We start from the raw sequence: 24,212 nt of genomic DNA on the forward strand, positions 1-24,212 counted from the left end.
GGCTGGACTGAATGACAGGGTATATTGCGGTGCTGGTTTCGTGGCTTGCCTTATTAGCCACGCTTTATCAATTACGCCTTCAGCGAACGCACAACGAAAAATCACTCCAACCCTTAGGGCAAATTGATCTGGAGGATCGACAGGGCCATCTCTTCATTCATGTCACGAACAACGGCATGGGCCCGATGATTATCGAGAAACTCCTTTTTTGGAAGGATGGTAAGATGCATACCACGATAGAAGCCTGTTTGGATCTGGCTCCCCAATCCTATACGGCCATTGGCGTGAATGAATCCGTGCGAAAAGTGATTTTGCCCAATGGCCGGTTGGTCATTTTTGAAACCCGCTTTGAAAACGGGGAAGAAGACCCGCATCGGGTCCGACAGCAACTCAGCCCCATTCGTTTGCAGGTTGCGTTCCGCGACATCTACGGCAACAAGACGACAATCGAGCGCGACTTTCAATGGTTCGCCAGATATGAAATGAAAGAGGGACAGCAGTAAGGGCTATTTTGGTGACGATTCATCGCTCATTAGAGCAGATATTTTAATGATTGTCCTGACATTATGAATAGATTTGACACGAAAAACTAATTATGGTACAACACAAAAAACTAATTTTAGTACGACATAAAAAACTAATTTTGGTCCAGCATGAAAAACGAATAGAAGGACGTTATGGCAACTCCGACGGAAAAACTGGCTCAATCGCTTGAAGCGTTGCACACTCTACAACAAACCGAAAAGACAGTTGCCATTCGAAGCACCGATTTGACCCGGACCCACAGGGAACGGCTGCTTAAACATGGCTTTTTGAAAGAGGTCATAAAAGGCTGGTACATTGTGTCCCGGCCCGATGAACGGCCCGGTGACACGACCGGTTGGTATGCGTCTTTCTGGCAATTTTGCGCGTCCTACCTTCAGGAGCGTTTTGAAAAGCAGTGGGTACTTTCGCCCGAGCAGTCGTTATCCCTGCACAGCGGCAATTGGGTAGTCCCGGGACAACTGCTAGTCCGGTCTCCCGAGGCCAACAATAATGCCATCAGGCTTCTGTTTGGCACCTCGCTGTTTGATATACAGGCTACTTTACCCGCCGATGACGAAATCGAAATCAAAGAAGGGCTGCGAATTTACTCTTTAGCGGCTGCGCTGGTGTTCTGTTCACCGGTTTATTTTACGCGCTCGGCGATGGATGCTCGCAATGTCTTATCTCTGGTGCGGGATGCGTCCGATTTGTTGGCAATCCTGCTGCGGGGAGGGCACACGGTGGTGGCCGGACGACTGGCTGGTGCCTTTCGTAACCTGGGCAATGACCGCCTAGCCGATGATTTAATCCAGACAATGCGATTGGCCGGATATGATGTCCGGGAAGAAGATCCCTTCACCTCAAAGCTGCCCACGATTTTATCGTTTCGGGAAACTTCGCCATATGTGAACCGGATTCGGTTGATGTGGCAGAGCATGCGTGAAAACATCCTGGAACATTTTCCGGCGGCTCCGGGACTGCCGCCGGACACCGATGCGTACCTCAAACAGGTGGACGATGCCTTTGTAACGGATGCGTATAACTCGCTTTCGATTGAAGGCTATCAAGTTACTCCAGCCTTGATCGAGCGCGTGCGCCAAGGGCAATGGAATCCCGATCAGGTAGAATCCGATCAAGATCAAAAGAATGCGCTGGCGGCCCGAGGCTATTGGCAAGCCCACCAGGCCGTCAAACAAACAATTCAGGCTATTTTACAAGGTCAAAACGCCGGGGAAGCGGTCGAAAATGACCACCGCACCTGGTATCGGGAATTATTTGCTCCGAGCGTCAGCATTGGCCTGTTAAAGGCCAGTGATCTGGCGGGTTATCGCAATGGGCAAGTGTATATCCGGGGCTCCAAACATGTGCCGCTGAACCGGGATGCAGTGCGGGATACAATGCCGGTGTTTTTTGAATTACTTCAGGCCGAACCGGAACCGGCTGTTCGGGTGGTGTTGGGGCATTTTATTTTTGTCTACATTCATCCGTACATGGACGGCAACGGACGAATTGGGCGTTTTTTGATGAATGTAATGCTGGCTTCGGGCGGTTATCCCTGGACGATTATCCCCTTAAGTGATCGGAGCCGCTATATGCAAGCCCTGGAAAAGGCCAGTGCGGAACAGGAAATTACCGATTTTGCGGCTTTTCTAGCCGATCTGGTCAGAAAAAGCGAAACGAAATAAAACGGATTTATTGGGCTGGTTCAGTAGTAGTCAATCGTACCATACCGGTTATAACGTATAGATTTTTTCATTCCGATATAATTGATGTCAGACTAACCAACGATTGAGCTAACGTAAAAATGACTTTCGTTGCCTAGAAAATAGTTGCATAATGCAACTTATTCCAGGCTTATTAATTCATCAGTGTGAACGTGGAGGAGGGGCAATGCTGGGGTATATTTCGATACTGATTTCGTGGCTCGCCTTGTCTGCAACGTTCTATCAATTACACCTGCAACGAACGCACAACGGAAAATCGCTCCAACCATTAGGGCAAATCGATCTGGAGGATCGACAGGGCCATATTTATGTTCGCATAACGAATAATGGCATGGGGCCGATGATCATCGACAAACTCATTTTTATCAAAGACGGCAAGCAATACATGACAATTGTAGATTGCATGGAACTCAGTGCACGGTCTTATACCCAAATTGGTGTTAGCGAGTCCATACAGAAAGTCGTTTTGCCCCATTCCCATTTGACTGTCTTCGAAACCAGAGTTGAAGAACAGGATAGTGAGGATCAGGTTCAGCAGATTAGACAGCAGCTAAGCTCTATTGCATTGAAAGTAGAATTCCGCGATATATATGCCAACAAAACTACCGTGGAGCGTGCCTTTCATTGGTTTTCCCGGTAACCTCCAAAAGAGATATTAAGCAAGAATCCGCAATCGGAAATAAGTAGACTCGCAATTGTAAGCTTCCCGTTGAGGCTGTAATTAGTTAATATGGAATCAGATTGGCAGGCTCGAAAATCATCTCCACTAAAACTGTCAAGAATTACAAATCAATTTAGGGTACTTCTGTCAGATGCATTTAAATGTTGGTCCACGATATCTCTAATCGTTAGAAACAGCTTTTCTGCAGCCACTGAAGCAGTTTCAATGTTAAATTTTATTCCTAGCCAATCGTATGTTGTCCCATCCCATACAGCTACTTCCAATTGTTGCCTCTCAATCCAGGTATGTTTACCATTATCTTGGGCATAATCATCAATATGTTCTAGAACGTCACGCATATGAGTAAGGTTTGGTACCGCATTTTCGAAGTCTGTGATAGCACGCCTAATGACTTTTTTAACAGATGGCGCTTTAGTGGCTATCTCTGCGGATTTACGCAGTCTCATGAGAGCGGTAATAAAAAATTGAAAATCCGCCAAAACGCGAAACATAAAGTTTCCATCTTCCGGCTCCTCTATTCGCATACGTCTGTACTGTAAAACGACTAGGAAGCTGGCAGTGGTGCAAAGCCGCTTGGCTCTTTCAAGAGTAGATATCTCAGTAGGTTTAGTGATATTCATTTAGGCAATTGTAATGTAAATCAGCAGCATATTAGTTTTATCAGAATGGCAAGTTTTTTAGCCCCTATGTTAAGTTAAAATTCCGATATTTGGAACTATATGTTTATTCAATTCATAAATACTAAGTTGCTTTATGGCTTTTAAATATTTACAGTTGTTTCTGGACGCACGGCTTTTTACCATCGCTGAAGAAAATTCAAATTATCAGTTTTTAACAGCGACCATTCCTCTTTTTGAAAAAGCGATCTCTAAAAATAAAAGTAAGATCATCGCTGCAACCTTAGTAGCTCTGGATCAACACATTCCTCAGGATGAGCCTATCCTTGATGAAGTGGAAGAATTATTAAAAAAGAAATGGCCTTTGGTTCGTAACAAATATACAGATAGGCCATCTACCTTATTAAGGGCGATAATTCTGGAATCGTTATACAATCTGAGGCAGGAAAACAAAGTCACCGCAAATTTGATATGGCTTACCGGCAGCAATTTTTTCCCTTTTGTTAGCGCAAGTAATGAAACGCCAATCTTGCAAGAATGGCTTAGGGAAGCCGGAGAGCTAGCGGAAAGCAATGCCACATCAGAATGGGAACTGAGCACCAATATTAAAGCCATTAATATTCCTGAATTTACATTGGGAAAAATATCGCTTCCGAATGTTAAATTCGAAAAAGAAGCATTGAAGAAAGGATTGGGCGAGGCTGTGATGAACGGCGAGCAACAAATACAAATTGTTAACCAGGGTTATAGTAATGCCCACAGTAAATTACGACAGGAATGGGCCACAGAATTTTCAACTAAAGCTGCTGAAAGTTTTTTTACTGTTTTTTCAAACGCGTACACCACCTTAACGGCCTCCTTGAACGCGATGAATATCGACAAGCCGATCAATGAATTTTTCACCAGTTTTAAAAATGACTTAGCAAATACCTTAGAAAGTTCTTTGAAATCAGGTGAAAAGCTGCGGCTAAGGAGTCAAATTCTATGGTGGAAAGAAGCCTTATATTCTGCCTCCAATCAAAAGAGTTACCGTGACATGGACGCAGCTCAGGTTTCACTAGCAATGGCTATTGATCTGGCAGCAAGTACCCAGGCTGTTTACCCAATAAGTATCGATTACATTTTAAAGGAGACGGTATTGTCATGCCTTGGTACCGATGAGACCGATAGAAGCATAGCCAAGGTATTAAGCGAACTGATAGACGCTTCCAGCAAAATGCCAAACAGTATTGATCTACCAGAACGGGGACGCGTTTCGTTTGGTGCATTTGTAGTTGGGATGGTTTCAAAAAAAATTACTCCTGATGAGTTGTTAGCTAGAACTGGCATTTCTCCCGAATTAAAAATCAGTTATAGGCAACTGGCAACGCTACTCTTTCATGATATTCAGGCATCTCAAATCAACATAAAATAATGAAGGACTGCCAACAAGAAGATTGTATGCCGGAAATTATGGGTTGTATGCATGGCTATCCCCTAAAAGCGATCAACAAATGTAAATTTTATAATCCGGAGCGAACACAAAAAGATAAACCGGAAAAAATGCAGGAAACCGCCCAACTCATACCATGGGCCGGTGTTAGCCTGGGACAACGAGACATTGCTGACTTGGCCGCCAGCCGCTCCCTTTCTGTATTCGGCATTATTGGCGTTCAAAATTCGGGTAAGACGACTTTATTAACCGTTCTATACTGCTTGTTAAGGCAAGGTCATAAAATTAGGAATTACCGTTTCGCTGGTTCGCTAACCCTTCCTGCTTGGGAAACCTTGGCCTATTATATGACTTGGAAAGCCGGAAACCACATTACTTTTCCACCCCATACACCCGGTACAGTTGGTCGGATCCCAGGTCTTTTACACCTAGCCTTAAAAAACGAAAAGGGGAATCTACGAGATATCTTGATTACCGATGCCAAAGGAGAATGGTTTAAAGATTGGGCGGTAAATGAGGGAGCAGAAACCGCTCAATCACCGAACTGGATTCACCAGTACAGCAGTGCCTTCGCTTTGGTTGCGGATTGTGATGAGCTTTCTGGTTCAAATAGAGGTACAGCACGGGATGAGATTAAAGACCTGTTTAATAGACTTGTCAATAAGCTGAATAATCGACCTGTCGTGCTGGCTTGGACAAAATCGGATATTCCAGTTCGCCCGGCAATGAGAGAAAATCTACTTGACCATTTGCAAATAAACGGTACTCCCATTCCAGATTTTAAAGTCAGCGCCTATAAAAATGCGAGGCAGCCCACGGATTTTTGGCAACAGCAAGTTCTATCGCTGTTCGCCTACCTGCTGGCAGCAACAGAAGGTAAATTAGTTGACTTGCCGGTCATTGGTCTGCGTCAACCAAAAGACCTGTTCCTTTCTATAAGAACGTAGTCAGTATGGAAGAAAATATATTAGTACTCGGCGATAAGGATACAGGGAAAACACATTTTGCGGTTCAGCTATTCGGACGGTTGTTCAAATCTCCCAAAGCCAGTTGGAAGCCAAAATCCACACCAGAAAATTTGGAAATCTTTAAAGCCGGATTCGAGCGGCTTTCCAAAGGCTTGGAAATCGAACATACCCCGTCTGCCTTTCACCAAGATATTGCTTTCTGCGTGGTGAATGGGCAAGGTACCGAAATTAATTTCACCTATCCTGATTATGCAGGAGAGCAACTTCGAAACTTAGTCACCGAACGTCGTTTGAATGATGCTTGGCAACAACGAGTTACCCAAAGCACATCCTGGCTTTTGTTGATTAAAATAAATAATATCAAAGAGATTGAAGATATTATCACGCGCGGAATGCCAGAATACGGTGAAATCAGTAAAATTCGTGCTAAAGAAAACCAAGATAGCTTTCAAATTGGTGATCAGGCATTTTATACCGAACTCTTACAGATGCTGGTTCGAGTAAAAGAAGCAAGTTTTTTATCCCCAAACTATCTGCCCCAATTGACCATCATGCTATCGTGCTGGGACGAATACAAGGCAGCCAATCCCGAAATGCAAGAGCCGGATAAGGCTTTAATGCAAAAGCTACCCATGTTTCACACCTTCTTGCATGCCAATTGGCCAAATAAAAACTTGACGATCATCGGTTTGTCATCCACCGGCAAAAAACTCGATGAAAAAATACCCGATGAAGACTACCTGGATTATGGTCCTGAAAAGTTCGGTTACTGGGTCAATGAAAACGGACTGGAGGATACAGACCTGACGGGTATCATTTCCCTAATACATCATGGATGAAGGGACATTGATTACCGCAGAACAGTGTTATTTTGGGGAAATGAACCGCGGACATGGATTGTTAAGCGTCAGTTTTGACGATAAACGTTTGCTTGCCTTTTTATCAAGGGTGACGGATATGCCTGTTAGCAAGCCGGCAGATGTCAATCCCGGAGTTTTTTACGGTTGTCATACTTATGAAAGCTTCGTGATTTTCACTAAGACTTTTCCAGATTCGCAAACAAGTCGTTCAGGTATGGTATTTACCCATGCTATAATCGTAGAAGCAAAATCGTTGGCGAAGCTTTGCAATCTGGAAGCAATTTTTTCTCTGTTTGTAGCTGAGATACCGGCGGTAAAGCCGATTAGGCTTCAATCGTTGCAAATTTCCGAGGCCTCCACTCCCTCATTATTAATCAAAGACAGCCAGGACGCGCTTTTGCCAATTCTAGAATTCTTATTATCCGCAAAAGCGGATCAGTACCTCGTTATTCCGTTGGATCATCAAATGCCTGCCCTATACATCAGCCTATGGAATACTATAATACCCTCGCTCAGGTACCTGCTCACGTTTCGTTTATCATTTAATCCCAATGATATCCAGACTGCTAATTACCAGCTTTATTTTACACCAATTGCTTTATTGCCCCGATGGCCACAGAAATTTCTCTACGATAATAATAAATCTGCTCATAACCCTACACCACATTCAATCAAGCTTTTGCTGCAAGATGACGAAGCTGCCCCACTTGCGCTTTTTCTGCAACAATTAAACTATACAATCAATGATTTCAAGAGCTTTCAGCTTTGCGAATTGGCCTTTACCAATTACGTTAATTTGACGCATATTAGTAATAGTAAATTGCTACAACTTTTGCGGTTGATCATAGTTTTATCGCCTTCCAAAACAGACGGTGAGCCGATAAAAAAAGCAGTTATCACAAAATTAATTCAACAATTAGATCAGCCTCAGGTCGACAATTTCCTTCTGTTATCGCTTGCAAATATTGATTTTAAGGCTCTTCACATTTCCCCATCAGTACTAAGCTCAAAAGTGACTTTCATGCTGACTTCCTGGTGGAAGGATGAAAAAGCAGACCTATTACAGGAAACGTTACAAAGAAGGTTAGAAACTCAGGAGAGTTCCTGGTGGATCACTGCCATTGACACCAGTGTTGAACAACAGTTCAATAAGATCAGCGCTGCTGATGCGAAAATGAGCTGGATACTGTGGCAGACAATCGAAAAAGCAATTGCCTATTTTTGGAGATTCATCAAGCGTGACCAATCCGCCGAGAATAAATTCATAGACACTCTACCTAAAAAATTGAATAAGCAGGTTAGAGTACAACTGCTGCCATTAGTTAAAAAACAAAACTGGTTTCGACTTCATGCCTCACTTATTGTTCAATATCTGCGGCCAGAACAGGCTATAGAAGAACAAATCGCGCTGACCAGCACCGATAAACCATCACTTACAATTATCGCTAACCAATTTTTACCGACTGCATTTATTCAGTCCGCCATTACATATAAAAATCAAATACTTATTGAGATTGCCCTGGGCTTGCCGGTCGAGATGTCTGAGCTGGAGCGAGATATAGAAGTGGAGAATCCTCAATGGCAGGAATTCATATTAGCAAAGCTAAATCAGGCGGCCAAACAAAAAAGGAGTATCAGCGAGTTTCAATCCATTTTAACACGTGTGCTAGACAGTTTAGTTGATGGAGTCCCCATGTCGGACATGCTGCTGTCAGGGTTTGCGGAGACAACCTTAGCCGATTTGAGCAATTATAATCAACGGGCAAGTGTCTGGGAAAAACTATCTGTATCTGTTAGGGAAAAGTTTTTAAAAGCGACGGGCAGCTCACTGCTTGAACATTTGATCACTACTGCTGATCTAGAACCGGTATTGAAAGAGGCAATACTTTCGCTCAATATCGCAGAAGATTATATGCGCAGCCATGCTAAAAGCTGGCAAGATATTCTGCGTATTTTTGAACTTTTCCCTTCATTACCCGAACAATTTCTTATCGATCATATAAATTATTCGCGTCAGATCGATACGAATGTCAATGCAATCCGCCTAGGGAATCTGATCAAGCGAAATAACTGGCGCAATTGCGCAACAGTAGTTTATCAAAAGGCGGGCTATAACGACAGCTATAAACCGGCTCTAAGCCAATGCTTGGACCTACTGGATCTTTGGAAAAGATTAAAAGTCAAATATACCTTTTCTAATATGCCAGGAACTTGGTCTATGACCGAGTTGGAGTGGTTATCTCATTTTGAGAATTTGTGTAGTGAAATTTATGAAGAAGAAACCGAGATCCGGATCATTTGGAAGAAAGCTGGAGGTGACTTAGCAGAATTAAGAAATAAAGAAAGTGCAAAGGTGATCTGGCATTATGCCTTGCAAGATTTGAAAAAAGGGAAAATGAAAAGCATAACTTTTGAAAAACTTGTACAGGAAATGATAATCAACGTGCCTGCCAAACGCGAACAACTCCGAATACTACTTAGTGAGCTGAGCGCGATAACCACTATTAGATAAAATGGATCTAACAAGTATTATCAAAGATGGTTCCATTATGGAATCCCTTGAAAACTATGCCAAAGCCGACCAACTGGTGGGAAGCGGAGTAGTAGATGCCGAACCTCAAATAGAGCAAAGGTTTCATAGCAGCTCTCAGTTTTGGCGTCGAGTGATCAATGCGCCGGAAAATTATTGGAATAGATCATTGCAATTTTACAAGTTTGCTTTTTCAGATTGGGTGCCACGCGTTCCTGGCCTTGGATTTACGCGCGGAGCTAGAATAATTAGTCGTCAACTAAGTAATACTACTCCCTTAAACATTGATCGACGCATTTACAGGCCTAATGATAAATCAGGTTTTGTATTGAGCGGGGCCGGAAGTTTAAAACTTCCGCCCGATTATGATGGCTATTCATTAGCTTGTATTACTTCATCTTCTATTAGTTCTGAAGGTATACCGTTGCTTATCAGTCCTGAAGTTGCCTCTCACCATCACTTTAAAAATGGCGATCTGCTGAAATCTGTTCAAGGGGTCTGGCAAAAAATGACAATCGATTGGGTTAAACATTTTGCTATCACCGACCTGTTGCCCCGTGGATATCTTGTGGTGAGACATCCTAATCAGGTAAAGAAAGCGAACCGGTTTTCAGATCTTTATTATGATCCCTGTTCCATCATGGAATATGAACAGGATGATACACTGAAATGGGACTATGTATTTTGTAATGTTCCGGTCAGTGGTAAGAATCAGCAAAAAGGCATTCAGGATTTTTTCGAGGACTATCGAACTATGGAAGGCATTCACGGCAAATATTTAATTAATCCAGATGTTGGCGAGCCACTATTTGATACGGTATATCAAACGCCAGCCGATCTTAAATCCGACTATGCTAGGGCACAATTAGCGTTAATTAAGGAGAGGATGAACCAAACGGCCGTTGAGAACCTGAGGGTTGATCAGCTGACTGCTAAAATTGCCGCAGCTTATCAAGATCCCTACAGCCTGCGCGTCTTTGCCCAGAAATGTGGAATAAACATGGGCTTGATTATAGAAGATGCCCCAGTAAAAATGGCGGTGCAGATTGTTCATCTATCCATCACATCCAATTTGCTATTAGAACTTACGCAAAGATTATTAATCGAACAATCCGATATTTATGAGCTGGAATAAAAACCTTACTCAATTAAATGATGCCCTTAGTATACTATTACCCTTCAAAGAAGATGTTTTACCTTTTCTGGCACAAGCCGGCATCAATGTCAGCCAGATCAGGTTTGATTCAAAATCTGCAAATCTTTGGTTCAGTATACTTGATACTGCTGACCGGAACGGAAAATTAGAGGCATTAGTCAATGCATTAATAGCAGCCTTTCCAGAAAACCCCTATTTGATATCATATAAATCAAATGCTCTATATGATCTTGGAGTTGACATTAAAACGGCTCCTTGGCATAGAACTCTTCCGGATGCGCAATTCGAGAAGATACTTGGAAATACTTCCACTTTATTACCTATTCATTTTTTAACAGAAGGTATCGAGGCAGCTAAATGTGTAGTGAGAATTGTGCTTCCAACAGCCAAAGGCACACGGCTAGGGACCGGATTTTTAATTGATTCAAATTTGATAGTGACCAATAACCACGTAATATCTAATGAACACGATGCCAGCAATGCGGCTATCGAATTTGATTATGAAGAGATAAAACCCGGACATCTTAAAGAAGTAAGGGCTTTTAAACTGTCTCCGCAGTCTATATTTCTTACTTCTGAAGCTGATGACTGGACTATTGTAAAGATTGATGGAGATGCAAATAAAGAATTTGGTTCTTTGAAGTTACAGGCTGAGTCATTACAAATAGGCTCCTTTGTCAATATCATTCAGCATCCCGGAGGCCGTTATAAGCAAATAGGATTGTACCGAAACATCGTAACCTATGCGGATGACCGTACGATCCAGTACCTGACCGATACTGAGCCAGGCTCCTCAGGGTCGCCAGTATTTAATAGTAAGTGGGAGGTAGTAGCCTTACACAACAGTTCCGGTACTGCGAAAGAAACCGTTAGTTCCAATGTTTACTTACGCAACCAAGGCATTAACATAGAAAAAATTATAGTAGCTTTAAAAGAGATCCAGCCAGACAAATTTTGATTAACAATCTTTAGCTCTCGAAAAACGATTAAGTTGACTGGAATATTATTATGACCAAAAACAAAGTACAATGCAGTAAGTAAATGACCGCCTATATTTAAAGAGGCCATCTTTAGTATAGAAAATAATATTTTTCAAGTCAAAAACGCCACATGTAAAAACTTAAATAATATGGAAAGCAATAATTTTGATTCATTTGATCCACTAAAGTATAAGTCAGTTGCAGATACTGAGGCAGCGACAAAAGCATTAAGAAGAGAGATAAAGGAAATTTTAGGTTCATATGTTGGCTGGTATGATCCATTTAGTGAATTAATTCAGAATGCACTTGATTCAGTTGAATCAAGAAAGAAAAAGAATGAAATAAATTATGAGCCTAAAATTCGTATAATTATAAATCTTCAAAAACAAAATATAACAGTAACTGACAATGGAATGGGCTTAAATAAGTCTGAGTTTAACCAGTTTTTGATTCCATTTTATTCTTTTAAATCAGGCGAGACTAGGGGACATAAAGGTGTTGGTGCTACATATCTTGCATATGGTTTTAACTATATTCAAATCGCGGCCAAATCAGATGATTTTTCAGTATGTGGCAAAATGATTAATGCGAGGAATTGGCTATTTGACGAAAATCCATCTGGAAATCCTGAGGTAGAACATGACAATAGCGGCCCGAATGATAATGAATTCAGTAGTTTTAGTCAAGGCGTATCAGTAACGTTACATGTCGATTCGACAACACATCCTAAAGATTTAACATGGATTGGTATTACCTCAGCAGCCTCCTGGTTTTCTGTCCTTTCTATCAAAACCGGCCTAGGAGCCATTTTTGAAAATAAAGGAATCGAAATCTATTTAGAAATTATAGACCCAAATGATGTATCAGACACATTGATAAAGAAAGGTATAAGTTATTTATACACCGAATATTTACCTAATGTAAAAAGATCCATTAGGATAAGAGATTTGCAACAAAAGACTGATGAATACTATAAGAAGAAGGGATTACAGGCTAGGTTACCAAGCGCTCTCCAAAATTTTGATTGTATTTTTGAATATTGGAAGACAGATGAGATAAATAATATTATTGAATTAGACGAAGATGATAATGCTATTATGCGAAAGCATATGCCAACTATTTATTGTGGCTATACATATTCAGCCCGTATTTTTTCAGATTTCAATGATTCCTTGGGTTTAAGATCAAATTATAAAATTATTAGCGGAGGGTTTCAAATCGCTTCAAATAATATGCCACAAGGCGAAATATTTACCATTCCTCTCCAACGTTATATAGGAAGACAAAATCAAATTCATTTTTTACTTCATTTTGTTAATTATAGTCCTGATTTGGGTAGGAAGGGTTATAAGAAAGATATTGTTGATTTTTGCAAAAATGTTACTGAGAAAATAAGTACAAAATTTTTAAATAAATTTAAGCCGTATCTAAAACCATCCACAGGAACTGTGACAGATATAATAAAAAGTAAGAAAATATCTGATTGGAAAAATGAGATGAATATTTATGAAGAAAAAAACCCTCTAAATTTGTTAAATGATAAGTTTTTTCTACCTACAAGAAAAATAGGGATTACATCTAAACCAACTCGTGAACAAGATGTAATAGCGTTATTTAATCAGCTAATTGCTGGAGGTGTTATTCGGGGTATTAGGTTAATGTCAACAAATGAGCGATTTACTTATGACGGTCTTTATAAGATTATAATTGATAAACCTGTACAACATCATATATATGAATTTAATGAAAACCCTTTAGGAATTTTATCTGAAAAATTTAGTGAGAATGATCTTCCATTTTACTCTAATCCGGAAATATTAGAATACAAATATTCATTAGATGGCCTTATTGAAGATATCTCTGATGAAACAAAAAACTCTAATGATATAAGCTTGGTGATTGTTTGGGAGACAGGTAATCTTTATAAAGGCAACTTTCATATTACCTCCTTATTGGACGATTATAATATTCATTATCGCCATTATCATGGTGTAACACATGTTGTAACCAATGTTACAACTGATCAAAAAGAAATGGATTTAATAGTTTTGTCAGAACTTATTTCATTTTTAAATGATCCTACTTTAGAGATAGAAAATCAAAGGAGAAAATATGAAGAGTAATCACATATACTTTATTGAACTATAGGATACCCCAACTTTCTACATTTGCAGGTTTCGACCAATAACCGAATTCCGGTTGCTACGCTTGTCCAGGCGGCATCTCGGTCATTCCAGGCAGTAATTGGTTTCATGTCTTTAGGGAATCCTTGTAGTTTGCTAAAGGGCGTACTTTGCCAATCACACGCCCGTAATAGAATAGGAATGATTGTAGTCTCACCTTGCTCGTGCCGCTCTAAAGCTTAATGCATATAAGGAGCAGCGCCTGGAATTTTACTAAGCGCTGCTGCGTAAAAATGTCAATCTATTAACTTCATCAGCCGATTAATCCCGGTTTGCTGTTTACCTTGTAACTTGGCTGCCAATCATCACCAGATTCTTAGCCATTGGACGATTTGCCGATTCAGCTCGCTGGGGAGGGGAATCTTCTTGCCTGTGTTAGCCTAAGGCCGATGCCTGCGCTGTATATTGCAATAACTATTTTCAACTTCAGGCGGCTTATTAGGCTGGGAAAAGAATCGAAAAATGTAAGTGATTTTTCATAACGCCCCGGAAACTAACCATCACCAGCATTCCCAGTCCGACGGCTTTGCTGCGCGACCGTTTTCGGGCTAAAAAGCAGCGCAAATACCGCCTGCCATCGCTCTCGTCGATTTTATTTAAACTAATAACAATTGGGAATAAATGCTTCTTCGTTACAAACCTGTAATGGGCATTCCTGGTTTGTTACTCTCTTTCCATGATAAGTGTTACAAACCTTTAAAGAAAACATCCAGCATAATATAGTCATAAAATGTAATATCGAAATATTTTTATTATACACTTGGCGAAATTTTTACACTTACCTTTAATTCTCCTTGATTATCACCTTGCTCACTGTCATTAATTTGAAATATTAAATACCCACTTTCCTTTGCAATAAATTCATTTTTTGATCCTACTGCAATCCAGGAATCATTGTTACCAATTCTATACATTAAAACACCAAAATTAAATTCTGATACAATCCTGTAGCTGTTACTAATAGGAAGACCTAAAACTCCTGATTCTATACCATTAGGCCCTGAAGCACCAGTAAATTTACCCAGTTCTATTACTCCAGTAGCTTCTAAAGAAACTTTGTCATTTTTATGAACAAAGAGTTTGGTTATATAAATACCTCGTATTTTAAAATTACTTTTAATCACATATCTATTATTTTCTTTATTTAATGATGCTAATATAAGTAGAAGGGAATCTCTTTCGTTTTTAATACGTTCTGTTTGATCTAACAAAATCTTCTTCACTTCCATTTTAGCACTATCGGCTCTCATTTTCTCTTGAAAACTTTTTTCCTTCTGAGCAAGGGCCATTTCTTTTTCGTTTACTGCCTTTTCCTTATCTATATATTGAAGAAATGCTATTATTAAAGCAATTACAGCTGTAAGTGCAGAAATTGAACTAGAAAAGAAATTACCCCATGCATGAATTACATGTACTTTTTCATTAGTTATCTCATTTTTAATCTGTTTTGATATTAAGCTATTAGTTATAACAATCTTGCCTTGTATCGTTGCGTTTCCAGCAAAAATTGATTTTGCTCCATTCGAGCTTTTTTTTAACCCTAACATCATCTTTATCCTTCTTCTTAAGCAACTCATTTCGATATTTTAAGATCTTATAATATATATTATAATTACAATTTTAATAACATAAATAATTATGCAGAATTAACCTGGGTATTATTCAGTGTATTTTTGGTAATAAGCTCACTGAAATTAATCGTGTGTACTGCTGGATGCGTCGCCACGAATAATTATTTTTTTAAAAAGCGTTTCACCGTGTCTGAACTTATGGGGTGGTCAATTCTTTGACCAAGTCCGCTTGAATAGCCTTTATGTTTTGAGCGTGGGCTTCAACTGCATTCTCTAAATAGCGAGTATGTATTGCATTGTTGATATTTAAAATCGGAGCACGCCCTTGTCCTGTTTTCCGATTTAAATCAACAATACCGACGGTCTGCCATATCTTGATCCAACTACCCACTGTATTTGATTTACCGCTTGATGGATGACTATTTGTTTAAGCGTAACCCCGACCTGATTCAGCAGGAGCGCCCGGCATTTTTCTCTAAACTAGGTTTAGGATGATATTTTGATCCTTCCCGCAAGGTAACAATCTCGGCTTCAGTTAGATCAATATGTTTTTCTTTACGGCCCATTCCGCTAATATAAAAAATCTAATATAAATTTGCTTAACTACGTTTCATTAAACGACAGTGGGGTATAAATAGGGGTATGATCCTGATTTAAAATTATCATCACTATATAAATCAATTGTTTAAATTTTACTTTAGAATCCTAGCACCCCAGCCATTTAACTCTCTAAGACAATCTAACCAAGTCTATAAAAGCCTTGAAATACAGGCGTTTTTGCTGTTTAATGGTCTAACGTAATCCAACGTAAAATAACTAAATCTGACCGTTTTGGGGGTAAATTCTGGGGTATCATTTGAGTGCCCCAAAATTATACCCCCAGATTCAGGAGGAACCATGTCACTCTCCGATCTGGCCTGTCGCCAAGCTAAACCGAGTCCTTCGGCTTATCGGCTATTCGATTCTGGTGGGCTGTACCTGCATGTCATGCCTACCGGCAAGAGGGTCTGGCGTTTGAAATACCGATTTTACGGAAAAGAGAAACTCTTAACGCTAGGCACTTACCCTGGTGTAACGCTCATTCAGGCCCGGGAAAAAAGAGACATCGCGAAACAAACCCTAGAAACGGGTGTCGACCCCGGCCAACAAAAAAAAGACGAAAAAGTGCTCGCCCAATTCAAACAGGCACAGACCGTGCAATTAGTCGCCATGGAATGGTACAACCGCAATTTACCGACCTGGTCGGCCAGTTACGCTAAAAATGTGCTCAGTCGTCTGCAACAAAATATTTTCCCCTTTATTGGTCAGCAGCCGGTTGCCTCGCTTACCGTTCAGCAACTTCTGACGTGCCTGCAAAAGGTCGAAGATCGAAACCGTAATGATCTGGCCCACCGCGTCCTACAGATGATGGGGCAGATCATGCGCTACGCGGTGATTACCCAGCGAGCTGATCGCGATATGACTGCTGACATGAAAGGGGCTCTAAAGAAATACATCAAAGGGCACTTTGCCTCCATTGAAGTCGATGAATTGCCGAAGTTGTTAAAAGCAATGGAGGTCAACGATGCCCGACTTTTTAAACAAACTATCCTAGCCCTCAAACTGATGCTGCTCACTTTTGTCCGAACCAGTGAACTCATCAACGCAACGTGGGAGGAAGTTGATCTGGTGAATCACGTGTGGCGTATTCCACCTGAGCGCATGAAAATGCGCAAAGCTCATATTGTTCCTCTGTCTCATCAGGTGATTTCGATTCTTCAAGAACTCAGCGAACTCTTTGGAGAACAAGGCTATCTCTTGCCCAGCGCCTTTCGGAAAAATAAGCCCATCAGCAACAACACGCTTTTAAAAGCCTTAGGGCGGTTAGGGTATGAAAAAGTGATGACCGGGCATGGGTTTCGGTCATTAGCCATGAGTACCATCAAAGAGAAGCTGGGTTATCGCCATGAGGTGGTTGATCGTCAACTAGCTCACCAGCCGAAAAGCAAAGTCGATAAAGCCTATGATCGAGCACAATTCCTGGCCGAGCGTACGCAAATGATGCAGTCGTGGGCGGATTATATCGATTCGGTTTCTGCTTCAGCGAGAGTTACCAAAATTGAACAGCGTGTTTTTGCTAGCCGCCCAGCAGCCTTAATTCGTTCTTGAAGCCTTCGAATTCTCAACCTGTTCGATCCATTGGTGAATATCACTGGCTTTCCAAGCCGTGATGCGCGGAGCCAATTTAAAAGGTGGTGGAAAGCGACCCGATTTGCAGCCGTTCCACCAAGTCGCTTTGCTCACCGGAATGAGTTGGAGGACCTGCTCCAGTCGTAAAAAACCGGAAAGCGATGGAGGATGCGTGGTCAACTCGTTCATGCTGATTCCTGAGATTAGAATAGGGTTTTCAGAAACGTTCTATAAAACGCTTCTGACAAGGATGGACAAAGGAACGCGTTTCGTTAACGGGCATTAGCCAGCAATAAACTCCAAAAAATATAGATCGACTCAAATCGATACATCCAGCAGTAGTGGTGAGACTAGAATGAAAATTTGCGGGAGCGTGAGACATAATTTCAACCCGAGCATAAACCGAATTTATCATTTATTAATCAACCTATAATTAAATTGACAGGCTCTCCTAAAATGCTTTAGCTGTCGGGTCTGTCATCAAAACCGGTGCAGATTCCCGATCAAAAGGAATATTAAATGCCTCATAAACCGCCCGAGCCGCTTCTGGATCGAAAAAGTGCCGCTAAATACCTCCGCGTTTCTCCCGGCACCCTGGCCGTCTGGGATTGTACCAAACGTTATGATCTCAAACCCATTAAAGTAGGCCGTTCCGTTCGGTATCGGTTATCCGATCTGGACAAGTTTCTCGAACAACGCCTGAGGGCGTAGAAATCAGATCATGAATCGTTCGCCTTAAACGGTTCATAAGATTCGGCAACCCACATTATCCGTCATTGAGAGATCGCATGAATATAGAACAGGCGAATAGAATACCTATGCCCGAAATTCTGGACAAGTTACAGGCAGTGAGAAAAAGGATTACTCAGCATACCGCCTGGTATCTGTCCCCATTACGAGTTGAAAAAACGGCCAGTTTCCAGGTCAATCTGCAAACCAACCAATGGCACGATTTCGGCGAAGGCATAGGGGGTGATCTAGTTGATTTTGTCTGTGCTTACCTAAAAGCTACGCGTGAAGAATATACCGTATCAGATGCGCTACGCTGGATTAACAACATGGGTTTGGTTCCCTATGTCGGTGCGCCAATCTATCGACCAGAAGACCTCAACAAAGACAGTAAAGCTTTAATCCTTAAATCGAAAAAGCCGATCCAGCATGTGGGACTGATGCACTATCTCCAAAAGCGTGGCATTCCGCTTGACATCGCTTGCCGCTATTTGAAAGAATTTCGCGTTCACAATACACGAACCGGCAAGTATTTCATTGCGCTCGGCTTTCCGAATGAAGAAGGTGGCTTTGAATTGCGTAATCCATTCTTTAAAGGCTGCTTACGTCCCAAAGCTATCAGCTTTGTACGTGGTCAGGTACCGAAGCCCGAAGGAATCCATCTTTTTGAAGGCTTCATGGATTATCTGTCGGCCGTTTGCCAGATGCAGAGAAACGGCTTGACAGACGATGCAATCATTCTCAATTCGTTGTCCTGTCTGAAACAGGCCATATCATATATCCAGAATTACGGCTACCAAGCACTTTATAGTTGGATGGACCATGATGAGGCTGGCACCAAAGCCACCGCTGTTTTAACGGAGTTCTGCCAGACGCAGTCGGGTTTGCGCCATATAACAATGAATAAGGTCTATGCCCCGCATAAGGATGTCAATGCCTGGCATATGCATAAACTGGCTTTGATGTTGTGAGGTGATGATGTCTCAACTTGATATTCAATCGCTCTTTACAGTCAACGAAGTTGAAATCAGCTATCGCAACAAAACACCGTATCAGGATCGGATTCAGATTACCCGTTCCGCTACCGCTTACGAAATTCTCCGCCAAGCCTGGGATGAAAACAAGCTGGAATTGTTGGAACAGTTTAAAATTTTGCTGTTGGATCGGAAAAATAACTGTCTGGCGGTTTCCGACATTGCCACGGGCGGTATGGCCGTTTGTATTGTCGATCCCAAAGTGATTTTTGTGACAGCTCTCAAAGCCAATGCTTCTGGTATCATTCTGGCGCACAACCACCCCTCCGGTAACCTGCAACCCAGTGACCAGAATTTGGTCCTGACCCGCAAACTGTCCGAGGCCGGAAAGTTGCTCGTCATTACCATTCTGGATCATCTGATCGTCACACCGCGTAATTACTTCTCCTTTGCCGATGCGGGCTGTATGCCCCGCTAACGGTGACTGGTTCAATTTTCATTCTGCCAAGGGTTGGGTTGCTTTTGAGTATATACCCGACGCCACTTGCTCACCAACTACAATTTTCCCCGGCCTGCGGCCTTCCTCGCGAAACAAAATTCTAGCCGGTTCGCTCGCTAAGCCGCCGTGTTTTTCAGTCCCTATAACCCAAACCATTGGAGCATAACACATGACCAAACCGATTATCCGCAGAACTGCATCAACATCAGTCAAACAGCCTCAACAAGATATTTACGCCCGGGTCACGGCCAAGATTCTGGCCGATCTCGAACAAGGCAATCTCTCGTGGCGTAAGCCGTGGAATTCCGGACAATTAGCCGGTCAAGTCATGCGCCCACTACGCTGGAATGATATTCCTTATTCCGGAATTAACACGCTCATTCTCTGGAATGCCGCCAGTGAACAAGGCTATACGTCGCCCTATTGGATGACCTTCAAACAAGCTTCTGAGATGAAAGCAAAAGTCCGCAAAGGCGAAAAGGGCACTCAGATTGTCTATACCGACAAATTCACCAGGGAAGAGGAAGATGCCAATGGCGAAGTCAAATCCAGCCAGATTCCCTTTCTCAAATGTTACACCGTTTTCAATGCGTCTCAGATCGAAGGGCTCTCCGATGCCTTTTATAAAACCCCGGAACCGGCTGTTATGCAACAGAATTGGCGTGATCCGAAACTGGAATGTTTCTTTGCGCAAACGAAAGCCGATATTTATACTGGCTCCAAAGCGTGTTACATACAAGCGACCGACCGGATTCAAATGCCGCCATTCGAAAGCTTTGAAACGGCCATGCGATTTTACGCCGTGTTAGCGCATGAAATTTGCCACTGGACGAAAACCCCGGCGCGGTTGAACCGGGATTTTGGCAAAAAACGCTATGGTGATGAAGGCTATGCCAAAGAAGAACTTGTCGCTGAACTCGGAGCCTGCTTCCTGGCCGCTGACCTTGGTTTTGAACCGCAGCCGGAAACGCATCATGCCGCTTACATCCAATCCTGGCTGCACGTGCTCAAAGACGATAAACGCTTTATCTTTCAGGCCGCATCCCACGCACAAAAAGCTGTTGAATTCATTCACCAGTTACAGGTATCTTAAATGATTATTTACTCAACAAAACCAGTGGGTGAACATCGAACGGGTTCGGCTTCAGTAGAAAATTCGCGTCAGAACTGAAATAGGACTGCTCTTGCCCAAAATAATCTGCCTAATAATCCCTGCTCATGAAATAAAGATAGAAAATATGCAGGGCCAATTCATTATCTTTAATTGTTCAAATAGACTGTTTTAACAGCTAATTTTCACCTTATCGATTGGATTAATGCGGACTATTCGATGATATTTGGCCCGCTTGGTAGTTGAAACTATCTATTTTTAAGACTGGGTTAGCTAATTATAAGCATAAGCTTCGTGATAGCCCAACAGCATTGGCCCAATTCCCGTCATACATTAATAAAAAATATGTTGAGCAATTAAGAGATATTCACCCAAGTTTGTATGACCAGACTATAGCGGAATTTAAAAGCAGAAAAAGTTAAACAAACTAACAGTTATTCACAAATATTATGATATCCATAAATTGGGTCTTTATAGCTTTTTTATTCATTATTTTATTTATAGTATCTATCTATATTATTACAAATACACGTAGAGATAAATTTTTTATAGAAATACTTACATATTTAATGGGGGCTTTTATAGCTTTTCTATTTTTTACTATTTCAAGCTATTTAATGTATAATTTTATTGATTCTTCAAAAACACAATTCGAAAAGTTAGAAAAATCTTTACAAGTTGGAGTTTCAGTGGCGGGCTTTCTATCATTGATTGTATCTATCAAAATTTTTAGAGACACTGATAGAAGGCAATTGAGTCAGGCTACATTAAATTTATTTGAAAAATTCACAGATACAAAATTTGCTGAGATAAGATACGCAGCGTGGGAAGTTCGACGAAAATGGTTTCACGAAAAAGGTTACAAAGAAAAGTACATCGCGTCTGCTTTTCCGCCTAATGATGTTGAATCAGAAATGTCTTCAGATAATGATTTCCGAGAAGATATAAAAAATGTTCGAGATCTCTTTGACTTCTTTTCTACCTTAGTGGCATATGAAGATAGTAAAGAGACTATAAGAATATGTCGGTTATTTTATTATGGTTGGTGGCGCAATTTTTTATATGAAATAGCGAAGGTTAGTGATCAATATTATACGCCAAACATAGAAATCAAACAAAAATATAAATATACATTTAACTACAGCTTATATGCAAAAACAGTATCCTACGTAGCCATACTAAAAAAACTCGATATCATTTTTGAATTTGAAGGGGTAAAAGAAGAAGAAATTTTTCACAAATATTGACAGCAGACGATATTTTCTATAATCTTTTGTTAAAATGATCTTTACAAGGATGATAGAAATGACAGAAATTATAACTGAACACATCGATAATAATCATAAAATCATAAAAAAATATTATAATAATGGGCAATTAGCGTGCGAAATCCCGTTTACTGGTAAAGATAGAGATGGTTGGGTTAAAAGTTATTATGAAAACGGTAATCTACATAGCGAATGCTCTTATAAGAATGATCTAGAACAAGGTATTGAAAAAATATATTTTGAATCAGGTGATTTATCGAGTGAGACCCCATTTATAAATGGGCAAAAAAACGGGCTTGCCAAACACTACTATGGTGATGGAATATTGTCCTCAGAAATAAACTATTACAAGGGTTATGAACATGGGTCATACAAAAGATATGATGGTGATGGTAAACTCATAGAATATACTCACTATAATTTTGGTGAAGAAGTTGATTTTTTTTCCCACCTATATAACGCTTTTAAAGAAAATATCGAGGTTGTAAAAAGAGATTTGTCTACATTTTGTCAAAACCGAATATCGATATCAAGATTAAAATTTTAATCTTGATATCGATGAATTAACCGTTGCATATGAGATGTTGGTAGAAGTGGATTATCATCAAAAAATATCGTAAAAAAATTATTTTTCTGCCAAAATTCTGTTGCCCCCTTTAAAAAAGGATGTGTGTGTAAATAAAGTATTTGGTAATCGAATTTCTCGGCAATTTTAAATATGTGCTCGAATAACTTATTTCCCAAGCCTTTCCTTCTGAAAGATGGCTCTACATAAAGCCTAACGATTTCGGCTGTTTTAAAATTAGAATAATCAAACATAGCAAACCGATTATTATAAGGAATACAACCAATTGTCCCTATAATTTTATGTTTGTCTGTTGCAATTAAAAAAGCTGATTTCTCATTACTTATGTATGTGTCTTCAAAATACAATAAATCATTTGGTATTATATTGCGGGGTAGCATTGGATATAATATATTTCTATAGCTCAAAATATAATCAACAACCTCTTCTTTATCTTCTGCTTTTGCGTTCCTTATTTCCAACATTGTTTTTTTAAGATTATTCATTATAGTCTAATCATGCCAACTATCTCAGGACTTTATATTTTTGACTTATGCTTATCGTGCTAACGCCAGTTTTCGGCCCTCAACGATGTATCATATACATTGTGAATGGGCTGTGTGGTGTTTCTGAATACCACTGTTGTCCGTTAACGTTCAGCCAGTGGCATCGCTGTCCAAAGTTCATTTAGATTTTTGCGATCTGGATAATGGATTTCCATCGTGCCGATGGAGTAATCGAATGACACTAGGCTATCGGCCTTCATCCTCATTTTCGTTGCAAATACCAAGCGGGCCAAATATCATCGAATAGTCCACATTAATCCAATCGATAAGGTGAAAATTAGCTGTTAAAACAGCCTATTGAACAACTAAAGGTAATGAATTGGCCCTGCATATTTTCTATCTTATGTCATGAGCAGGGATTATCAGGTAGGTTATTTTGGGCAAGAGCAGTTTTGTTTTCATTCCTAGCGCGAATTTTCTACTGAGACCGAAGTCCGCAATTTTGTGAACGCCTGTTATTTTGAGGATAAGACGACGAGTTGCCTCAGAGCGTGGCCATTCTTTACAAAACCAGCTTCTCCTCGACGGTCGACTATTGGGCTTAACTAGGTGCAACAGCTTTAACAAGTGGAAGCCTACATTTCCGTTTGCCTATAGAGTAACGCAAAAGGGAGGTTTACCCCTACAGGCCGTTTTTCCAGTCACTGAGTTGGTTGAATCACTTTGGGAGCTACAGCGCGTTCAAGCCATTTCACAGCTTTAAAAAACGGCATAGCGTGATACGAAGATCTAGCGCCCCAGTTCGATCACATCGTCTTCTGATTAATCCAAACCGTAATCAATGAACTTTTGCAGATGCACATTAATTTTTAGGATAGAATGAGTATCTTCCTGATAGGAAGCAAGATAGGTGTTCAGCAAACAGGTTGACGTTACTCCACAATGACAAGCATTTCATTTTTACGGCGGGCATACTAGGCACAAAAAGTGGTTGAATTCATCGGTTACAAGTGCCTTAAGCGGGGATTTACTCAACAAAACCAGTGGGCAAGTATCAAACGGTTTCGGCTCGATCAAAAATACTCCTTTGGGTTGTCCGTTGAATCCTGCTGTCAGCGTAGCTCAACCGGCTGAGTAACGCTCATCCCTCTTTTTTACGCTGT

At 40.8% G+C, this 24,212-nt stretch carries 21 protein-coding genes; 17 read left to right on the top strand and 4 right to left on the bottom strand.

Going from position 1 to position 24,212, the window contains the following annotated elements:
- Nucleotides 1–11: 11 nt before the first annotated feature.
- The 3 genes from ACO064_RS02870 to ACO064_RS02880 all read left to right on the top strand — a co-directional run bounded on the left by ACO064_RS02870 (nucleotide 12) and on the right by ACO064_RS02880 (nucleotide 2,889).
- Nucleotides 12–503 (top strand): hypothetical protein, encoded by a 492-nt coding sequence (locus ACO064_RS02870; protein WP_421825907.1) that lies wholly within the window; start codon nucleotides 12–14, stop codon nucleotides 501–503.
- 174 nt (nucleotides 504–677) lie between these two features.
- A complete protein-coding gene (locus tag ACO064_RS02875; RefSeq protein ID WP_421825908.1) occupies nucleotides 678–2,210 on the top strand; it encodes a Fic family protein in 1,533 nt (510 codons plus the stop codon).
- Nucleotides 2,211–2,361: 151 nt separating this feature from the next.
- Entirely contained in the window at nucleotides 2,362–2,889 is a 528-nt protein-coding gene (locus tag ACO064_RS02880) for a hypothetical protein (RefSeq protein ID WP_421825909.1), read from the top strand.
- A 149-nt stretch (nucleotides 2,890–3,038) separates the two neighbouring features.
- Here ACO064_RS02880 and ACO064_RS02885 read toward each other — a convergent pair whose 3' ends face one another.
- The gene (locus ACO064_RS02885; RefSeq protein ID WP_421825910.1) at nucleotides 3,039–3,551 is read right to left on the bottom strand and encodes a hypothetical protein; all 513 of its coding nucleotides are present in this window, start codon (nucleotides 3,549–3,551) and stop codon (nucleotides 3,039–3,041) included.
- A 133-nt stretch (nucleotides 3,552–3,684) separates the two neighbouring features.
- Between ACO064_RS02885 and ACO064_RS02890 the strand changes: the two genes are divergently transcribed.
- The 7 genes from ACO064_RS02890 (at nucleotide 3,685) to ACO064_RS02920 (ending at nucleotide 13,597) form a co-directional block, all read left to right on the top strand.
- Nucleotides 3,685–4,962, top strand: a complete 1,278-nt coding sequence (locus tag ACO064_RS02890; protein WP_421825911.1) for a GTPase-associated system all-helical protein GASH — start codon at nucleotides 3,685–3,687, stop codon at nucleotides 4,960–4,962.
- A complete protein-coding gene (locus ACO064_RS02895; protein WP_421825912.1) occupies nucleotides 4,962–5,927 on the top strand; it encodes a TRAFAC clade GTPase domain-containing protein in 966 nt (321 codons plus the stop codon). Before ACO064_RS02890 ends, ACO064_RS02895 begins: the two co-directional genes overlap by 1 nt.
- A gap of 5 nt (nucleotides 5,928–5,932) precedes the next feature.
- On the top strand, nucleotides 5,933–6,787 hold the full coding sequence (locus ACO064_RS02900) for a hypothetical protein (RefSeq protein ID WP_421825913.1): 855 nt from the start codon (nucleotides 5,933–5,935) through the stop codon (nucleotides 6,785–6,787).
- Complete coding sequence (locus ACO064_RS02905) at nucleotides 6,780–9,320, top strand: hypothetical protein (protein ID WP_421825914.1); 2,541 nt, start codon at nucleotides 6,780–6,782, stop codon at nucleotides 9,318–9,320. The genes ACO064_RS02900 and ACO064_RS02905 overlap by 8 nt, the downstream gene beginning before the upstream one ends.
- Nucleotide 9,321: 1 nt before the next feature.
- Nucleotides 9,322–10,473, top strand: coding sequence for a hypothetical protein (locus ACO064_RS02910; protein ID WP_421825915.1), 1,152 nt, complete (start codon nucleotides 9,322–9,324; stop codon nucleotides 10,471–10,473).
- Entirely contained in the window at nucleotides 10,460–11,452 is a 993-nt protein-coding gene (locus ACO064_RS02915; RefSeq protein ID WP_421825916.1) for a trypsin-like peptidase domain-containing protein, read from the top strand. The genes ACO064_RS02910 and ACO064_RS02915 overlap by 14 nt, the downstream gene beginning before the upstream one ends.
- 171 nt (nucleotides 11,453–11,623) lie before the next feature.
- Complete coding sequence (locus ACO064_RS02920; RefSeq protein WP_421825917.1) at nucleotides 11,624–13,597, top strand: hypothetical protein; 1,974 nt, start codon at nucleotides 11,624–11,626, stop codon at nucleotides 13,595–13,597.
- 812 nt (nucleotides 13,598–14,409) lie between these two features.
- On the opposite strand, the gene ACO064_RS02925 is transcribed toward ACO064_RS02920, so the two are convergent.
- Nucleotides 14,410–15,234, bottom strand: coding sequence for a hypothetical protein (locus tag ACO064_RS02925; protein ID WP_421825918.1), 825 nt, complete (start codon nucleotides 15,232–15,234; stop codon nucleotides 14,410–14,412).
- An 891-nt stretch (nucleotides 15,235–16,125) separates the two neighbouring features.
- Between ACO064_RS02925 and ACO064_RS02930 the strand changes: the two genes are divergently transcribed.
- Nucleotides 16,126–17,376, top strand: coding sequence for a tyrosine-type recombinase/integrase (locus tag ACO064_RS02930; RefSeq protein ID WP_421825919.1), 1,251 nt, complete (start codon nucleotides 16,126–16,128; stop codon nucleotides 17,374–17,376).
- Here ACO064_RS02930 and ACO064_RS02935 read toward each other — a convergent pair.
- Entirely contained in the window at nucleotides 17,362–17,586 is a 225-nt protein-coding gene (locus tag ACO064_RS02935) for a helix-turn-helix transcriptional regulator (RefSeq protein ID WP_421825920.1), read from the bottom strand. The genes ACO064_RS02930 and ACO064_RS02935 overlap by 15 nt on opposite strands.
- 330 nt (nucleotides 17,587–17,916) lie before the next feature.
- On the opposite strand from ACO064_RS02935, the gene ACO064_RS02940 reads away from it, so the two are divergent.
- The 6 genes from ACO064_RS02940 (at nucleotide 17,917) to ACO064_RS02965 (ending at nucleotide 22,525) form a co-directional block, all read left to right on the top strand.
- The gene (locus ACO064_RS02940) at nucleotides 17,917–18,108 is read left to right on the top strand and encodes a helix-turn-helix domain-containing protein (RefSeq protein ID WP_421825921.1); all 192 of its coding nucleotides are present in this window, start codon (nucleotides 17,917–17,919) and stop codon (nucleotides 18,106–18,108) included.
- A 107-nt stretch (nucleotides 18,109–18,215) separates the two neighbouring features.
- On the top strand, nucleotides 18,216–19,097 hold the full coding sequence (locus ACO064_RS02945) for a toprim domain-containing protein (protein ID WP_421825922.1): 882 nt from the start codon (nucleotides 18,216–18,218) through the stop codon (nucleotides 19,095–19,097).
- 4 nt (nucleotides 19,098–19,101) lie between these two features.
- Nucleotides 19,102–19,578, top strand: a complete 477-nt coding sequence (locus ACO064_RS02950) for a JAB domain-containing protein (RefSeq protein WP_421825923.1) — start codon at nucleotides 19,102–19,104, stop codon at nucleotides 19,576–19,578.
- A gap of 190 nt (nucleotides 19,579–19,768) precedes the next feature.
- Nucleotides 19,769–20,692, top strand: coding sequence for an ArdC family protein (locus ACO064_RS02955; protein ID WP_421825924.1), 924 nt, complete (start codon nucleotides 19,769–19,771; stop codon nucleotides 20,690–20,692).
- Between the two features lie 467 nt (nucleotides 20,693–21,159).
- Complete coding sequence (locus ACO064_RS02960; RefSeq protein ID WP_421825925.1) at nucleotides 21,160–21,957, top strand: hypothetical protein; 798 nt, start codon at nucleotides 21,160–21,162, stop codon at nucleotides 21,955–21,957.
- Nucleotides 21,958–22,015: 58 nt separating this feature from the next.
- Nucleotides 22,016–22,525: a toxin-antitoxin system YwqK family antitoxin gene (locus ACO064_RS02965; protein WP_421825926.1), complete on the top strand. Its 510-nt coding sequence runs from the start codon at nucleotides 22,016–22,018 to the stop codon at nucleotides 22,523–22,525.
- On the opposite strand, the gene ACO064_RS02970 is transcribed toward ACO064_RS02965, so the two are convergent.
- Nucleotides 22,522–23,049 carry a GNAT family N-acetyltransferase gene (locus tag ACO064_RS02970; RefSeq protein ID WP_421825927.1) on the bottom strand — a complete coding sequence of 176 codons (528 nt, stop codon included), beginning with the start codon at nucleotides 23,047–23,049 and terminating at the stop codon, nucleotides 22,522–22,524. The two genes, ACO064_RS02965 and ACO064_RS02970, sit on opposite strands and share 4 nt — an antisense overlap.
- Nucleotides 23,050–24,212: the final 1,163 nt, after the last annotated feature.

It is taken from the genome of Larkinella sp., assembly GCF_965227735.1.
Lineage (GTDB): Bacteria > Bacteroidota > Bacteroidia > Cytophagales > Spirosomataceae > Larkinella.

Coding starts and splice junctions, on each gene's coding strand:
- ACO064_RS02870 (WP_421825907.1), top strand. CDS start 12: ATGACAGGGTATATTGCGGTGCTGGTTTCGTGGCTTGCCTTATTAGCC.
- ACO064_RS02875 (WP_421825908.1), top strand. CDS start 678: ATGGCAACTCCGACGGAAAAACTGGCTCAATCGCTTGAAGCGTTGCAC.
- ACO064_RS02880 (WP_421825909.1), top strand. CDS start 2,362: ATGCAACTTATTCCAGGCTTATTAATTCATCAGTGTGAACGTGGAGGA.
- ACO064_RS02885 (WP_421825910.1), bottom strand. CDS start 3,551: ATGAATATCACTAAACCTACTGAGATATCTACTCTTGAAAGAGCCAAG.
- ACO064_RS02890 (WP_421825911.1), top strand. CDS start 3,685: ATGGCTTTTAAATATTTACAGTTGTTTCTGGACGCACGGCTTTTTACC.
- ACO064_RS02895 (WP_421825912.1), top strand. CDS start 4,962: ATGAAGGACTGCCAACAAGAAGATTGTATGCCGGAAATTATGGGTTGT.
- ACO064_RS02900 (WP_421825913.1), top strand. CDS start 5,933: ATGGAAGAAAATATATTAGTACTCGGCGATAAGGATACAGGGAAAACA.
- ACO064_RS02905 (WP_421825914.1), top strand. CDS start 6,780: ATGGATGAAGGGACATTGATTACCGCAGAACAGTGTTATTTTGGGGAA.
- ACO064_RS02910 (WP_421825915.1), top strand. CDS start 9,322: ATGGATCTAACAAGTATTATCAAAGATGGTTCCATTATGGAATCCCTT.
- ACO064_RS02915 (WP_421825916.1), top strand. CDS start 10,460: ATGAGCTGGAATAAAAACCTTACTCAATTAAATGATGCCCTTAGTATA.
- ACO064_RS02920 (WP_421825917.1), top strand. CDS start 11,624: ATGGAAAGCAATAATTTTGATTCATTTGATCCACTAAAGTATAAGTCA.
- ACO064_RS02925 (WP_421825918.1), bottom strand. CDS start 15,234: ATGAGTTGCTTAAGAAGAAGGATAAAGATGATGTTAGGGTTAAAAAAA.
- ACO064_RS02930 (WP_421825919.1), top strand. CDS start 16,126: ATGTCACTCTCCGATCTGGCCTGTCGCCAAGCTAAACCGAGTCCTTCG.
- ACO064_RS02935 (WP_421825920.1), bottom strand. CDS start 17,586: ATGAACGAGTTGACCACGCATCCTCCATCGCTTTCCGGTTTTTTACGA.
- ACO064_RS02940 (WP_421825921.1), top strand. CDS start 17,917: ATGCCTCATAAACCGCCCGAGCCGCTTCTGGATCGAAAAAGTGCCGCT.
- ACO064_RS02945 (WP_421825922.1), top strand. CDS start 18,216: ATGCCCGAAATTCTGGACAAGTTACAGGCAGTGAGAAAAAGGATTACT.
- ACO064_RS02950 (WP_421825923.1), top strand. CDS start 19,102: ATGATGTCTCAACTTGATATTCAATCGCTCTTTACAGTCAACGAAGTT.
- ACO064_RS02955 (WP_421825924.1), top strand. CDS start 19,769: ATGACCAAACCGATTATCCGCAGAACTGCATCAACATCAGTCAAACAG.
- ACO064_RS02960 (WP_421825925.1), top strand. CDS start 21,160: ATGATATCCATAAATTGGGTCTTTATAGCTTTTTTATTCATTATTTTA.
- ACO064_RS02965 (WP_421825926.1), top strand. CDS start 22,016: ATGACAGAAATTATAACTGAACACATCGATAATAATCATAAAATCATA.
- ACO064_RS02970 (WP_421825927.1), bottom strand. CDS start 23,049: ATGAATAATCTTAAAAAAACAATGTTGGAAATAAGGAACGCAAAAGCA.